Source organism: Listeria valentina (genome assembly GCF_011800755.1).
Taxonomy (GTDB): Bacteria; Bacillota; Bacilli; order Lactobacillales; family Listeriaceae; genus Listeria; species Listeria valentina.
This window is the reverse complement of sequence record NZ_JAATJW010000002.1, coordinates 1-15,981: the sequence shown is the minus strand read 5'-3', so window position 1 is coordinate 15,981 and position 15,981 is coordinate 1. Positions and strand designations below refer to the sequence as shown.

The 15,981-nt window shown below is 39.6% G+C and carries 13 protein-coding genes; 12 read left to right on the top strand and 1 reads right to left on the bottom strand.

Annotated elements, in window-relative coordinates; genetic code table 11:
- The first annotated feature begins 102 nt into the window (after positions 1 to 102).
- Positions 103 to 2,157, top strand: a complete 2,055-nt coding sequence (locus HCK02_RS00660) for a GW domain-containing glycosaminoglycan-binding protein (RefSeq protein WP_167628127.1) — start codon at positions 103 to 105, stop codon at positions 2,155 to 2,157.
- A gap of 260 nt (positions 2,158 to 2,417) precedes the next feature.
- The gene (locus tag HCK02_RS00655) at positions 2,418 to 3,392 is read left to right on the top strand and encodes a glycosyltransferase family 2 protein (RefSeq protein WP_167628125.1); all 975 of its coding nucleotides are present in this window, start codon (positions 2,418 to 2,420) and stop codon (positions 3,390 to 3,392) included.
- A 55-nt stretch (positions 3,393 to 3,447) separates the two neighbouring features.
- Here the strand turns inward: HCK02_RS00655 and galU are convergent, their stop codons facing one another.
- A complete protein-coding gene (gene galU, locus HCK02_RS00650; RefSeq protein ID WP_167628123.1) occupies positions 3,448 to 4,341 on the bottom strand; it encodes a UTP--glucose-1-phosphate uridylyltransferase GalU in 894 nt (297 codons plus the stop codon).
- 201 nt (positions 4,342 to 4,542) lie between these two features.
- On the opposite strand from galU, the gene HCK02_RS00645 reads away from it, so the two are divergent.
- From HCK02_RS00645 to guaA, 10 genes are all read left to right on the top strand, one after another.
- Positions 4,543 to 6,840 carry a bifunctional glycosyltransferase/CDP-glycerol:glycerophosphate glycerophosphotransferase gene (locus HCK02_RS00645; RefSeq protein WP_167628121.1) on the top strand — a complete coding sequence of 766 codons (2,298 nt, stop codon included), beginning with the start codon at positions 4,543 to 4,545 and terminating at the stop codon, positions 6,838 to 6,840.
- Entirely contained in the window at positions 6,837 to 7,832 is a 996-nt protein-coding gene (locus tag HCK02_RS00640; protein ID WP_167628119.1) for a hypothetical protein, read from the top strand. Before HCK02_RS00645 ends, HCK02_RS00640 begins: the two co-directional genes overlap by 4 nt.
- A gap of 116 nt (positions 7,833 to 7,948) precedes the next feature.
- A complete protein-coding gene (locus HCK02_RS00635; protein ID WP_167628117.1) occupies positions 7,949 to 8,662 on the top strand; it encodes an IspD/TarI family cytidylyltransferase in 714 nt (237 codons plus the stop codon).
- Complete coding sequence (locus HCK02_RS00630; protein ID WP_167628116.1) at positions 8,655 to 9,680, top strand: ribitol-5-phosphate dehydrogenase; 1,026 nt, start codon at positions 8,655 to 8,657, stop codon at positions 9,678 to 9,680. Before HCK02_RS00635 ends, HCK02_RS00630 begins: the two co-directional genes overlap by 8 nt.
- A gap of 75 nt (positions 9,681 to 9,755) precedes the next feature.
- A complete protein-coding gene (locus HCK02_RS00625; protein ID WP_167628115.1) occupies positions 9,756 to 10,895 on the top strand; it encodes a CDP-glycerol glycerophosphotransferase family protein in 1,140 nt (379 codons plus the stop codon).
- Positions 10,896 to 10,909: 14 nt separating this feature from the next.
- Positions 10,910 to 11,293, top strand: coding sequence for a glycerol-3-phosphate cytidylyltransferase (tagD, locus tag HCK02_RS00620; RefSeq protein WP_167628114.1), 384 nt, complete (start codon positions 10,910 to 10,912; stop codon positions 11,291 to 11,293).
- Positions 11,294 to 11,406: 113 nt separating this feature from the next.
- Complete coding sequence (locus HCK02_RS00615; RefSeq protein ID WP_167628113.1) at positions 11,407 to 12,897, top strand: nicotinate phosphoribosyltransferase; 1,491 nt, start codon at positions 11,407 to 11,409, stop codon at positions 12,895 to 12,897.
- 25 nt (positions 12,898 to 12,922) lie between these two features.
- Positions 12,923 to 13,744, top strand: coding sequence for an ammonia-dependent NAD(+) synthetase (gene nadE, locus HCK02_RS00610; protein ID WP_167628112.1), 822 nt, complete (start codon positions 12,923 to 12,925; stop codon positions 13,742 to 13,744).
- A 14-nt stretch (positions 13,745 to 13,758) separates the two neighbouring features.
- A complete protein-coding gene (locus HCK02_RS00605; RefSeq protein WP_167628110.1) occupies positions 13,759 to 14,067 on the top strand; it encodes a putative quinol monooxygenase in 309 nt (102 codons plus the stop codon).
- 144 nt (positions 14,068 to 14,211) lie between these two features.
- Positions 14,212 to 15,768 carry a glutamine-hydrolyzing GMP synthase gene (gene guaA, locus HCK02_RS00600; RefSeq protein WP_167628108.1) on the top strand — a complete coding sequence of 519 codons (1,557 nt, stop codon included), beginning with the start codon at positions 14,212 to 14,214 and terminating at the stop codon, positions 15,766 to 15,768.
- The last annotated feature ends 213 nt before the right edge of the window (positions 15,769 to 15,981 follow it).

The following is a 15,981-nucleotide window of genomic DNA, read 5'->3' as shown; positions in this document are numbered from 1 at the left end:
AAAGTTTCATTTTTACAATGTCACCGAATTGTAACAAAATCGCTTGGTACAATTTGATACAATAAATAGTAGAACACAAGTATTAGGGAGTGGTTAAAAGAAATGACGAAAAAAAAGGCAATGAAAATTGCCATGACTGGCTTGATTTTGACGAGCAGTCTTACAATGATTCCGGCTGTCGCACCTCTAGGAGAAGAAAATGTTGCAATAGCGGCAACAAATGCTAATCAGACATTCATCAATACGCTTGCACCTCTTGCGCAAGCTAGTCAAGAAAAGTACGGTGTCTTATCAAGTATTACCTTAGCGCAAGGGATTTTAGAATCAGGCTGGGGAAAATCTGAACTGACTAAAAAAGGGAATAACCTTTTTGGAATGAAGGGCAGATATAATGGAAACTACGTATTAATGCCAACGCTTGAATATGTCAATGGAAAATGGATTACGATTAATGCTGAATTTCGTAAATATGCGAACTGGCAACAATCGGTTCATGACCATAGCTTATTGTTTGTAAATGGTGTTTCATGGGATAAGAATAGGTACAAAAAAGTACTTGATGCGCCAAACTATAAAGTAGCTGCTCAAGAACTTCAAAATGCTGGCTATGCGACAGACCCTGGCTACGCTACGAAACTCATTAACTTGGTCGAAACGTATAAGCTTGATCAGTATGATGTATTGTATGATTCGATTATTTCTGAATCGGCGTACTCGGCTTATGCTAAAGTTACAAATGTAAGTGGAAATGCGGTTTGGACGAAGCCTTATAAGGTAAAAGGAACTTCGCTTGTTGGTGCTGCTTCTAACTATCAAAATAAAGACATCCAAATTGTGAGAAAAGCTACTACTAAGCGTGGGACTTATTATCAGTTCAAAATAAATGGAACCACTGTGGGATGGATCGATGGGAAGGCACTTACTTTCTATGACAATGAAACATCAAATAAAGCTTTTGTTTCAAGAGCAAAGATCACGTCAACTTCTGGACACACGATCTGGACAAAACCGTATAATGTATATGGACGTACGCAAGTAGCAAGAGCAGATGGTTATGCCAATAAAGAAGTGAAAATTGAACGTGAAGCGAAAACAGCTCACGGGACGTATTATCAATTTAGCATCAATGATAAAGTGGTTGGTTGGCTTGATAAGCGCGCATTTACTGTTTACGAATTTGATAGCATTATTAGTGATCAAAAGGTAAACTTATCAGCTCAAGTTAGTCAAACTGCTGGTCACACTGCTTGGTCGAACGCTTATAAACTACAAGGTTTAACAAAAATCGGACCTGCGTCGAATTATCAAAACAAAGATGTGACGATTGATCAAAAACGTAAAACACAACATGGTACTTACTATCATTTTGCTGTCAATGGCAAATCGACTGGGTGGCTAGATACCCGTGCATTTAAATTATATGATGCTGTTCAATATAATAAAGCTGTTAATTTAGATGCTAAAATTGTCAACCCAACAGGAAATGCATTTTGGACGGAACCTTATTTCTCTACTGGTTCGAAACTAGTAACAAGTGCTTCTACGTATGCTGGGAAAGATGTGAAGTTACTTCGCGAAGCCAAAACGGTTCGAGGCACTTATTACCAAGTTCAAATCGATGGTAAAACAATTGGTTGGTTGGATAAAAAGGCATTTAAGTTTTACAGCACGATTAACAGTGAAGTTACTGTAAATCGCCCTGCAGTAGTGGCAACTGTCGCGGGTCATGCTGCTTGGAGCAAACCGTATGAAGTGGTTGGGACAACCCGTGTAAATGCGGCTTCTGTTTATCAAAATAAACAAGTGCGTTTGCTAAAAAAAGCGGTCACTGATCGTGGGACGTATTACCAATTTAGTATTAATGGTAATACGATCGGTTGGATGGATCAACGTGCATTTGATCTTTATGATGATATCGAATATAACAAAGCTGTTCATTTAACAGGAACGGTTACAAATGTAGTTGGAAATGCTGCTTGGACAGAGCCTTATAAAGCGCTTGGAACAAAACTGATTAATCAAGCGACTGTTTATCAAAACAAGCAAGTGACAATTATTCGTGAGGCGAAAACAGCACGCTCAACCTACTATCAATTCCAATTAGATGGTAAAACAATTGGTTGGCTTGACAAACGAGTTTTCACAAACGTTAAATAAGTAAAATGCCTAACATCAATTATCATGATGTTAGGCATTTTCTTGCACTTTTTATCATTATAAAAATAAGCGCTTAAAACTGAAATACAATTTGGCTTGGAAGGGAAATTATCTAATCAATCCTTATAAAAGAGTCTCTTTAATAGTAATTTTATTCTCGTCTGGTGAAATTTTGTATAATTTATGTCTGAAATTTGAACACTTGGTGAAAATAAGCTATGCTAATAAAGTATTGTTTAGAATGAGGAGTGCTTTTTAAGATGGAAAAACCGTTTTTATCAATCGTAGTACCTTGCTACAATGAAGAAGAAGTGTTAAATGAAACAACGAAACAGTTAACGAAAGTATTAATAACGCTAGTTGAGCGAGAATTGATTGATCCAAAAAGCAAGGTGGTTTATGTGGATGACGGGAGCAAAGACCGAACGTGGCAACTAATTGATGAGAAAACAGCCGAAAACCCGTATATATCAGGTGTAAAGTTGAGTCGTAATTTTGGTCACCAAGGGGCGCTTTTAGCGGGACTAAATACTGCGTATGAAAAATCAGATTGTGTGGTTTCAATTGATGCTGATTTACAAGATGATGTGAATGCAATCATTCCATTTGTTGAAAAATTTCATGAAGGCTATGATGTCGTGTATGGCGTAAGAGGGAAAAGAGATACAGATACCTTCTTTAAACGAAATACAGCACTTGGATTTTATCGCTTTATGGACAAAATTGGTGTGAAACTTGTTCCCAATCATGCGGACTTTCGTTTACTAAGCAAGCGAGCGCTGAAAGAATTTTTAAATTATAAAGAAGAAAACATGTTTATTCGAGGCATTGTGCCATTACTTGGCTTTCCTTCAACAAAAGTATATTATGATCGCAATGAACGATTTGCTGGCGAATCGAAATATCCGCTTAAGAAAATGATTTCTTTTGCGATTGATGGGATTACTTCTTTTAGTATTGTGCCAATTCGAATGCTATTTTCACTTGGCATCATCATGTTCTGTATCGGAGTTGGAATTGGGATTTATGCGCTCATTCAAAAGTTTGTTGGACACGTTGAATCAGGATGGACATCGCTAATGATCTCGCTGTGGGTTGTTGGAGGAATTCAATTGCTAGCTATCGGCGTGCTTGGTGAATATGTGGGTAAAATTTTTAAAGAAGTGAAGGGACGTCCGAGATATACAATTGAAGAAAACTTGTTTGAAGAAAAAGTCATGGAAGAAAACTCCTAATTGGTTAATCAAAAGAAAAAGGAACAAAGGAGAAAAATCACCTTTGTTCCTTTTTTTATTTTGTTTTTTTGTCATTTTGATGGATTTGTTGATAAAGTTCGTCGATTAAGTGTCGAACATCATTTTTAATTTCGGGATGTTCAAGAGCAAACTTCATAGTTGTTTCAATAAATCCATATTTGTCACCAACATCATAGCGTGTTCCTTCAAAATCATAAGCGAAAACGCGTTGGATTTCATTTAAGCGATTAATGGCATCGGTTAGTTGAATTTCGCCACCAGCACCAGGTTCTTGCGTGGAAAGATAATCAAAAATTTGTGGTGTTAATAAGTAACGGCCTAAAATTGCAAGGTTAGATGGTGCATTTTCTGGATCTGGCTTTTCAACAAAACCTTTTACATTGTAGAGGCGATCGCTCATTTTATCTGCTGGGTCAATGATACCGTAGCGATAAGTTTCTTCATGAGGAACAGATTGAACGCCGATTACAGAGCTGTGCGTGCGTTCGTATTGATTAATCAATTGTTTGGCACAAGGAATTTTGGAACGCACGATATCGTCGCCAAGCATGACAACGAACGGCTCGTTTCCGACAAACCCTTTAGCTTGAAGAATGGCATCGCCAAGACCTTTCGGCTTAGATTGCCGAATAAAATGTAGATTGATATTTGTTGTTTCTTCAACAAGGTGAAGGAGTTCCATTTTGTTTTTTGATTTTAAATTAGCTTCTAATTCAGGAACAGAGTCGAAGTGGTCTTCGATTGCTCGTTTTCCTTTTCCTGTTACGATGAGTATATCTTCAATGCCAGAAGCCATAGCTTCTTCTACAATAAATTGGATGGTTGGCTTATCTACAATAGGTAGGATTTCTTTTGGCATTGCTTTTGTAGCAGGAAGAAAGCGTGTTCCCAGTCCCGCTGCTGGGATGACTGCTTTTTTGACTTTCATAATTAAAAACCTCCGATAGAAACATTTATATTCTCCCTAATTATACGTGAACGGCTATCAGATTAGCAAGTAAATCATTTGCCTTAAGCGCAATAAAGAAGGGAGTTCTGTAGACTTTTATCCCACAACTTCATTGACAGCACATGTGTTTATCGCTAAAATGAAATTTGATATGGAATCGTGTAAGGAGAATTTAAAAATATGAATAATTCTTTAGAAGAAAAAAAGGCGTACAAAGTAAGCGTCATTGTGCCATTATATAATGTTGCCGAAATTATTGATGATACGCTAAAAAGTCTCGACGAACAAGATTTTTCGGACTATGAAGTGTTACTAATTGACGATGGATCAAGCGATGATACTGTCGAAATAGTAAAGACTTTTACTAAAGATAAACCGAAATTCAAACTCATTGAGCAAGAAAATGCAGGTCCTGCTGCGGCGAGAAATCACGGCTTGCGTCTCGCAGAAGGCGAATACATTTTATTTGTCGATAGTGACGATTTAATTCCTGAATTTGCTCTTTCACTGATGTATCAAGCAGCTATTTCACATCAAGCAGAGCTTGTAACGGGAGCAACGAAGCGCTTTAATTCTGAAAAAGAGTGGTTCATTCCTTCGCATTTACGATATAACATTGCGAAACCAGGTGAAAAAACAATTACGGAAAACCCCGAATTGTTTTACTCGATTGGTCCTTGTGCCAAGCTGTACCATCATAAGCTTGTTGAAGGTGAGTTTTTCCCTGAAAGCATTCGTTACGGGGAAGATCAACCTTTTGTGCTACACACATTGTTAAATGCTGAAAAAATCTTCACTGTGGAGAAAGTGGTTTATTACTACCGGTTACGAGACGGGGAAGAACAATCTCTTACCCAATCAGTAAACAAAGACCCAATGAGGATCTTACAATCTGTTTTTGATGTGTTTGATTTTGGGGAGCGAGAAATTGCTCGCAGCCATACGGAGCAAGAAGTGGCGCTTGCGTATTACAAGCGAGTTTCGGATATTGAGTTTTGGGCTTCTTTAAAAGCAATTGTTGAAAGTAAAGATGGTACGATTCAAAAAAATGGATTTGAAATGATTTTGAATTGGTTTAAATCGAAACCTGACGATTTCTTGAACGTTATTCCTTCATTTCGGTATTACTTGTGGTATAGCGTTATTGAGCGGGCAAACTACATCCAAAAATCTGCAAGAAACGCTTACCGAACTTTGATTACGCATCTTTATGAGCGCCAAACAAAAGAATCCAAGCAAGCTTTTATGAAATCTTATCCAGTTCATAGTCGAGCTTCACTTGCGATTATTGAAGAGAATAACTGGAAAAAAGCAAAGAAAATTTCACGTGTCTTTATTATTCGGACTAAATTAAAAACGCCACGTCTTGTGAACGGATTTGCACGCAGAATTCTTTTTAAAGTGGCTAATCTTTTGCCGAAGAAAGACCTCTTGGTGCTTGCAACGGAACGTAGTACAGTTTTAGAAGGAAACTTATTATCGATTTATGATTATATGTTTTTAAATGATCGCAAAGAACGGATCTATGTATTTTTGCGGAAGCAAAGAAGCTGGATTGAAGTTTTACAAATGTATTATGTACTTGGACGAGCAAAAACGATTTGCTTGGATGACTACTATAATAAAATTTATGGGCTTAAGTTTAGTAAGCGAGCACATGTGATTCAGACTTGGCATGCAACGGGTGCTTTTAAGAAATTCGGATTTAGTGCACTTGAGTCTGGCGATTCAAATACGGAAGAATTTGAATCCAAAGCGCACTCACCTTATTCGGATGTACTTGTGAGCTCGAAAGCGATCATTCCACAATATGCGGAAGCTTTCCATAAAAAAGCAGAACAAATTAAGCCACTCGGTGTCCCGCGGACGGATAAATTTTTTGATCAAGATTATAAAAACTATGTGAATGAAGTTTACCGAAAAAATTACCCGATCTTACGCAAGAAAAAAGCAATTTTATATGCGCCTACTTTCCGGGGAGGGCCAGATGAGCGGAAAAATTACAGCGTAGTACTTGATTTGAAAAAAATGAAAGAAGCTTTGCAAGACGAATATGTCTTGATTTTGAAATTTCACCCGATGATTAAAAATATTTCCATGGATTTAAGCGAAGAGGATCCTTTTATTTTGATGATGGGCGGGGGAAGCGACGTGAATGATTTAATGTTCCTTAGTGACATTTTAATCACAGACTATTCTTCCGTAATTTTTGAATATAGCATTATGAACCGGCCGATGTTATTCTTTGCTTATGATGTTGAAAGCTACTTTGATGAACGAGGCTTTTATTTTAGCTATGAAGACATGATTCCAGGGAAGATTTATAAAACGACGGAAACACTCATTGATGCGATCAAAACAGGTGAGTATGATTACGATAAACTCGCAGCTTTCCGAACGAAATTTATGGATAGCGTTGATGGACATTCGACAGAACGATTCATTGAAACGTATCTGGGTAAGGAGGAAGGAAAATGAAATTTTTACCCATAGAAGCGGATCAAAATTTAACGGCTAAAGATATCGCAGAACTACTTACACCACTTGATGCTACTTTTATTGTTTTCCAAACCGTAAAAGATGAAAAAGCAGAAAAGCAAATGTTGCGTTTCTTTGAAAAGTATCAAGCCGAGTTTGTTTCGCAAGACATTTTTTATTTCCTTGCCAATCCCGTTTACACGCAGTTCTTGAAAAAACAGGAAAACAAAGAACTTTTTCTTGAAAAGGATGGATTTCAATTTATCGATGAAATTAAAATTAGTATTCCGACATATATTGAAAAAGATCCGTTTCTGGTTTTGCCTGAAAACTACAGCTATTTAATGTTTAGAAGAACCGCTTTACTTGAAAAAATAGCAATGCTACAAGAAAATCTGCCATTTGAAGTATTGATATATCAACTACTTCGATCGACAGATTCTATCGTTAAAGAACGGATTCTTGAAACTTGGAAGGAACCAAAAGTCAAAAATTCAGATGAGCTCGATTTAGATAAAACAGCTGCATTATTCGTTAAGTGGGTAAGGCGTCAACGAGAAAACTGTCAAATTCCTTTATTAAATCAAGAATTTGAAATCAACTTTCTCAATTATTTAATCAATACGCGAGTAGGGCCTGCTTTTCAAACAGAAGTGGAACAAGGAAACTCTTCAGCTGCACGCGAAATTTTAGCTAAACTGTTCCAAGAGCTCAAACAACTTGAAAAAACAGTCGTTTCGGGACTGGTTTCACTCGGCTATTACTTTGTACAAATTCCTGTTGAATATTATGAAAAAATCCACGGGGACTCTGAATTTATGAAACTCTATTTGGAATTTGGGACATTCTTATTTAGTCAATTGCATTTTAACTCAAGAAGCTATTACTTGAGATTTTACCGACAAGCAACCAATGCGCTTTATAAAGCGGTTCGTGCAAATTCAGAAAAGCCGCTACGTAAATGTAATGAACTTTACTTCGCTCAAAAATAAGACAGACTGACTTGCTTAAGAAAAAGAAGAGTTTTTCCCTTCTTTTTCTTTTCTTGTGTTATAATACATGTGTTATGTTAGCTTTCAATCTTTAGAGATAAAGGAGACTATAAAAAATGATCTATGCTGAAATTCTTGCTGGGGGTAAAGGTACACGAATGGGAAATGTAAGTATGCCCAAGCAGTATCTGCCACTAAACGGCAAACCTGTTATCGTTCATACGGTTGAGAAATTTATCTTAAATGCTCGTTTCGATAAAATTCTTGTGGCTTCGCCAAAAGAATGGATCAATCATACCGAAGATGTTTTGAAAAAGTATATTCAAGATGAACGTGTGATTGTTATTGAAGGCGGAGCTGATCGCAATGAAACGATTATGAGTGGGATTCGTCATGTTGAACAAAACTACGGGTTAACTGAAGAAGATGTTTTAATTACACATGATGCCGTTCGTCCATTTCTAACACATCGAATTATCGAAGAAAATATTAATGCTGCACTTGAATACGGGGCAGTGGATACGGTGATCACAGCTACGGATACAATTGTTGAATCGACCAACCATGAATTTATTACAGATATTCCGGTACGTGACGTAATGTACCAAGGGCAAACGCCGCAAAGCTTTAACATGAAGCGTCTTAGTGATCATTATCATGCTCTTTCTGATGAGCAAAAACAAATTTTAACGGATGCCTGCAAAATTTGTCTGCTTGCCGGAGAAAAAGTGAGTCTCGTGAAAGGTGAAATTTTTAACATTAAGATTACTACACCTTATGATATGCAAGTAGCCAATGCGATTATACAGGAGCGGATTAGCCATGATTAATCAAGTATACCGGCTTGTTTCGGAAAGACAATTTGAAGTTGCCAATATTGATGAAACGCTGACTGAAGATGCTGTCGTTGTTCGCCCAACGTATCTCTCAATTTGTGCAGCTGACCAGCGTTATTATACGGGGTCACGCGGCAAAGAAATTTTAGCTAAGAAACTACCGATGGCTTTAATTCATGAAGGCGTTGGCGAAGTTGTTTATGATGCCAAAAAAGAATTTCCAATCGGGACAAAAGTCGTGATGATCCCGAATACACCTTTTGAAAAAGATCCTGTGATCGCGGAAAACTATTTGCGAAGCAGCAAGTTTCGCTCAAGTGGATTTGATGGTTTGATGCAAGACAATGTGTTCATGCGTCGCGACCGACTGATTGCTTTACCTGAAGATTTAGATATGACCGTGGCAGCTTTTTCTGAACTGATTTCAGTTGCTGTTCATGCTGTGCGTCGTTTTGATTCTCGCGCAGATGCCAATCGTTCTTCGTTTGGGGTTTGGGGTGATGGCAATCTTGGTTTCATCACTTGTTTGCTACTAAAAAATATGTTCCCAGATGCAAAAGTATATATTTTCGGGAAAACACCTTATAAACTTGATTTCTTCTCGTTTGTAGATGCGGCTTATAGCATTGATGCGATTCCAGAAGATTTAGAGATTGATCAAGCGTTTGAATGCGCTGGTGGGAAGGGAAGTCAGTATGCAGTGGATCAAATTATTGATTTGATCAAACCAGAAGGAACGATTTCCTTACTCGGCGTATCTGAGTATCCAATTGAAGTGGATACGCGTATGGTGCTTGAAAAAGGGTTAACACTTTATGGAAGTAGCCGAAGCGGGCGAGTGGATTTCCAAGCAACTGTTGATTTTCTAAGCAGTAATCGACGTGCTGTGGAATACCTTTCCAACCTCGTTGGCGAAGTGCATGACGTAAGAAGCATTCAAGATGTAATTGAAGCTTTCGAAGCCGATTTGCGCAGTCCATGGGGCAAAACCGTTATGGCGTGGAATATTTAACTTTCAAAGATTGAAAAGAGAGGTGCCGCAGGATTGCGGCACCTCTTGCTACATATTAGGAGGAGTGGACCTGAAATGAAACGAATTCTGGCACAAATTTACATGCTCATTTTGCGTGGGATCGCCGCAATTTTTCGACCGCTTAAGTTGCAAACTAAAGTGGTCATGCTCGTAACTTTTCAAGATAATCCCGAGCAAATTTTAAAAAAAATGGCTGACTTGCGCGTTTCCCCGGAGACGATCGTTTTTTATGACCCGCGCGTTGATGAATCGAAGCTTTCTTACAATTTTGTCCGAACGATTCCGCTAACTTTTGCTTCTGTTTTCAAGCGACTGTATCATATGAGCCGGGCGAAAGTGGTGATCGTGGATAATTATTTCCCTGAGCTTGCGGCAATAAACTTTAAAAAGGACGCGTGCTGTATTCAAATTTGGCATGCGAACGGAGCACTCAAGAAGTTTGCTTGGGAAGACAAGGCTACAGCTTTACGTACAAAAAGTGAACAAAATCGTTTTAAAGCCGTTTATGCTCGTTTTCACAAGGTGGTCGTGGGTTCTGATGCGATGGGAGAAATTTTCAAGCGCTCTTTTTTACTTGAAAGTGAGGACCTGTTACTAAAAACAGGTGTGCCAAGTACAGATTACTTTTTTGACCAAGAAGAAATCAACCGGATTCGGGCTAGTTATCAGGAGAAATACCACAAAAAAACGATTTTGTACGCACCGACGTTCCGGGATAAGGAGCTAAATCAGGCGCAGCTCTTGCTTGATCTTGAAAAAATGCGCGCTCTTCTTGCGGACAAGTTTGTGCTCTTGCTGAAGCTCCATCCTTCGATCCAAGCGGACGCAGACATTCCGGAAGATGAGTTCGTGAAGCTTTTTCACAAGAACGAATCGATGCGCGAAGCCTTAGCAGGCTCAGATGTGCTTGTGACGGATTATTCTTCCTCACCATTTGAATTTGCTTTACTTGGCCGTCCTATTTATTTCTTCACGCCAGATATTGAGCAATACGACCGGGAGCGCGGCCTTGTTACAGGGTTTTCAGCACTGATCCCTGGGAAGCCCTATCTCACGACAGAATCGCTTGCTCATGGTATCCTAAATGATGAGGCGGATCTAGAGGAAATTGCGCGCTTCAGCACAACTTGGAATCAATATTCAAAAGGGCATTCCGCTGCAAATCTCGTCGATTTTATCCAGAAAAAACTTTGAAAGAGAGTGGAAACATGAAAAAGGTGATTACTTACGGCACATTTGATTTGTTACACTGGGGGCATATCGAGCTTTTGCGACGTGCAAAAGAAATGGGCGATTATCTCATCGTGGCCTTGTCAACCGATTCATTTAACCGAATCAAACATAAAGAAGCCTATCACAGCTACTCACATCGCAAGTTGATTTTAGAAGCGATTCGTTATGTGGACGAAGTGATTCCGGAAGAAAACTGGGATCAAAAGGTATCGGACATTAAAACTCATGATGTGGACGTATTTGTCATGGGCGATGACTGGAAAGGCGAGTTTGATTTTTTAAAGCCTTACTGTGAAGTGGTTTATTTACCGAGAACCGACGGGATTTCGACTACACAAATTAAAGAGGATTTGCGCTGAGTTGGCTTTTTGGGCAGAGCGCAAGAAAATTTTCAGATGTAAAAAATTATGCTATGATGTTTGTAAGTGTGATTTCAGCCAGATGAGGCTAGAACAAGGATGGGAGAAAAACCATGACAAACTTATATCAAGATGATAGTTTAACTTTACACACTGATTTGTATCAGTTAAATATGATGAAAGCTTATTTTGATGACGGAATTCATGAACGAAGAAGTATTTTTGAAGTTTTCTTCCGTGAAATGCCGTTTAATTCTGGCTATGTGGTTTTTGCAGGGCTTGAGCGCATTGTTTCGTACATTGAAAATTTACGTTTCACAGAAAGCGATATTCAATATGTGCATGATGAACTGGGATTTGATGGTCCCTTTTTAGACTACTTAAAAAACTTTAAGTTTAGTGGAACGATTCGTTCAGCTCGCGAAGGGGAATTTGTGTTTAAAACTGAACCCATTATACAAGTGGAAGCGAACCTTGCGGAAGCCCAGTTGATCGAAACGGCGCTATTAAATATTGTGAACTTCCAAACGCTGATCGCAACAAAGGCCGCTCGGATTCGTTCTGTAGTGGATGATGATAGCTTAGCAGAGTTCGGCACGCGTCGTGCGCAGGAAATGGATGCGGCAATTTGGGGCACGCGTGCAGCTTACATTGGCGGCTGTGATTCGACAAGTAACGTGCGTGCCGGCAAAATTTTTGGGATTCCGGTTTCTGGAACGATGGCGCATGCGATGGTTCAGGCGTACCGGGATGAATATGAGGCGTTTAAAAGCTATGCGAGGACGCACAAAAATTCTATTTTCTTAGTGGATACTTATGATACGCTTAAATCGGGCGTTCCGAATGCCATCCGAGTAGCGCAAGAGCTTGGCGATGAAATCAATTTTATCGGGATTCGGCTAGATAGCGGAGATATGGCGTTTCTTTCTAAGAAAGCACGGCAAATGCTTGATGAAGCAGGGTTTACGGATGCGAAAATTTTTGCTTCAAGTGATTTGGATGAGCATACGATTTTGTCGCTTAAAGCGCAAAAAGCAAAAATCGATTCTTGGGGTGTTGGAACCAAGCTGATTACAGCCTACGATCAACCAGCACTTGGAGCAGTCTATAAAATGGCGGCGATTGCGGATGAAAATGATGTTTTGCAAGACTCGATAAAACTTTCAAGCAACACGGAAAAAGTGTCAACGCCTGGGGAAAAACGAGTTTATCGGATTATTTCCGAAAGCAAGCGTCCGAAAGCGGAAGGCGATTATATTGCGATGGCAGATGAATCGCTTGATGACGTGAAAGAGCTGACGATGTTCCACCCAGTGCACACTTATATCACAAAAACAGTGAAAAATTTCCAAGCGAAAGAACTGCTTATACCGGTTTTTGAAAGCGGGAAACGCGTGTATGACTTGCCGTCACTTGAAGAGATTAAAGCGTACAAAGAAAAAAACCTTGCGCTTCTTTGGGGTGAGTACAAACGAACTGTTCGACCAGAGCAGTATCCAGTTGACTTAAGTGTCAAATGTTGGAAGAATAAAATGAAAAATATCGAGAAAGTGCGAAAAAGCGTACAGCTTCATTCGCCAGTTGATCTTGATTTTCCTTTGTAAGTGAAACGGATAGGAGGCCCATTGAATGGATATTAGAGAACAAATTTTAGCAGAAATGAAGGTCAAAGCTGAAATTGATCCTCAAGAAGAAATTCGGAAAAGTGTCGAGTTGCTCAAAGACTATTTGAAGAAAAATTCATTTTTGAGAAGCCTTGTTTTGGGGATTTCAGGTGGGCAAGACTCCACTTTAGTTGGTAAGCTGACTCAAATCGCTATTTCTGAGCTTCGCGAAGAGACGGGAGGGGACTACCAGTTTCTTGCGGTGAGTCTTCCTTATGGCGAGCAGTTAGATGAGGCGGACCGGCAAGATGCCTTGGAATTTATTGCGCCTGATCAAACGGTTGTGATTAATATTAAGGCTGCGGTCGACGCTAGCGCGCAAACGTTGAAAGAAGCTGGTATTTTGCTAACTGATTTTGCGAAGGGAAATGAAAAAGCGCGGGAACGGATGAAAGCCCAGTATTCAGTTGCGGCAATGCACCAAGGTGTGGTGGTTGGAACGGATCACTCGGCGGAAGCGGTGACGGGCTTTTATACGAAATATGGCGACGGAGGAACGGACATCAATCCGATTTTCCGTTTAAATAAACGCCAAGGAAAAATGTTGCTTAAAGCATTAGGGTGTCCAGAGCATTTATACTTGAAAAAACCGACTGCGGATTTGGAAGAGGATAAACCGGCATTACCTGACGAAGTGGCGCTTGGTGTAACTTATGATGAAATTGATGATTACTTAGAAGGTAAGCCTGTTTCGGGTGAAGCAGCAGCCAAAATTGAAAGCTGGTATTTGAAATCACTGCACAAACGCCACATGCCGATTACGATTTTTGATGATTTTTGGAAATAGGAGGAGGAAACGAAATGAAGGTAGGTTATGGATTAATTACAACATTCCATGCGCATGCAGGGCAGCAAAAGGAATTAGCCGAAATTTTGCTAGAAGGAGCAGCTGTCATGGAAGACATCCCAGCTTGTCTTGAATACATCGTTGGAACTTCTGAACAAGATGAAGATACTGTTTTTGTAGTTGAAATGTGGACGGATGAAGGACGCCATCATGCTTCGCTCGATAACCCGGACGTAAAAGCAGTGATTGAACGTGGAGCACCGTTAATTCGTGAAGTTGAGCGCAATAAAGAACTGGATCTTTTAGGTGGAAAAGGGCTTTAAGACGAGGAAAATTCACAAACGGGGTTGCAAGATTTGATACTTGACGTTAAAATGAAAGAAGATTGAAAAGGGCAAGCGATTGTCCTTTTCTTTGTTAGTGAGCGAGCCGATTTTATTCGGCTTAATTTTATAGATAAGGTGGTTTTGGAAAAAACGATGAAAGAATTTGCCGAACAAGAAAAAATTATCGTTCTGGATTTTGGAAGCCAGTACAACCAATTGATTACACGACGCATTCGTGAATTTGGTGTTTATAGTGAACTTCATCCTCACACAATTACGGTAGAAGAAATGAAGGCCCTAAATCCGAAGGGAATCATCTTCTCTGGCGGACCAAACAGCGTATATGATGAAGGGGCATTCCGCTGTGATGAAGGACTGTTTGAAATGGGGATTCCGATTCTTGGAATTTGCTATGGCATGCAGTTGATGACGCTTCATTTTGATGGAAAAGTAGAACCCGCGAAAGATCGCGAATACGGTAAAGCAAACGTTCATCTAGAAATTCCAAACCATTTATTTGCAGGCATCCCGACAGATCAAACTGTTTGGATGAGTCACGGAGACCTTGTTGTAACTGCACCAAAGGATTTCGAAGTCATTGGAACGAGTAAATCTTGCCCGATTGCAGCTATTGCAGATGAAAATCGTAAAATGTACGGCGTGCAGTTCCACCCAGAAGTTCGCCATTCAGAATACGGCAATGATCTTTTGAAAAACTTTGCGCTTAACATTTGTGGTTGCAAAGGGGACTGGTCGATGGAAAACTTTATCGAAGTTGAAATTGACAAAATCCGTGAAACCGTTGGCGACAAAAAAGTGCTACTTGCGCTTTCAGGCGGTGTAGACTCTTCTGTTGTTGGCGTTTTGATCCACAAAGCGATTGGCGATCAATTGACATGTATTTTTGTCGATCACGGTTTGCTTCGTAAAGGAGAAGCAGATCAAGTTATGGAGACTCTTCAAGGTGAATTCAATATGAATATCATCAAAGTAGATGCGAAGGAACGCTTCTTATCGAAATTAAAAGGAGTTTCTGATCCTGAACAAAAACGTAAAATTATCGGAAACGAATTTATTTATGTCTTTGATGATGAAGCAGGGAAGCTTGATGGCGTTGAGTTCCTAGCACAAGGAACACTTTATACAGACATCATCGAAAGTGGAACAGCGACAGCGCAAACGATCAAGTCACACCATAACGTTGGTGGACTTCCAGAAGACATGAGTTTTAAACTCATTGAACCGTTAAATACGCTATTTAAAGACGAGGTACGTGCACTTGGAACTGAACTTGGCATGCCAGATGCGATTGTTTGGCGGCAACCGTTCCCAGGTCCTGGACTTGGAATACGTGTGCTAGGCGAAGTGACAGAGGAAAAACTGGAAATTGTGCGGGACTCGGACTATATTTTACGCGAAGAAATCAAAGAAGCTGGGCTTGACCGCGAGATTTGGCAATACTTTACGGCACTTCCGAACATTCGTAGTGTGGGTGTCATGGGTGACGGTCGGACTTACGATCACACAATTGTGATTCGTGCGGTGACGAGTATCGACGGCATGACAGCTGACTGGGCGCGAATTCCGTGGGATGTACTTGAGAAGATTTCTGTGCGGATTGTGAATGAAGTGCAGAACGTCAACCGCGTTGTTTATGACGTGACGAGCAAGCCGCCTGCTACTGTGGAGTGGGAATAATAAAGAAACCGTGAAACCTTTGAAATCAGAGGGATCACGGTTGTTTTTTTATTTTGAGTAGTCGCTTTGAACCAATCATTAATCTAAAAGCTAATTTCTAAAGATAATATTATTAATAATTCTTCTAATTTAATTTGTCTAAATCCTTCAAAAATGATAAAATTAATTTAAAATCAGAAAAATAACTTTAAGGAGAAATATGCTACTGTATGG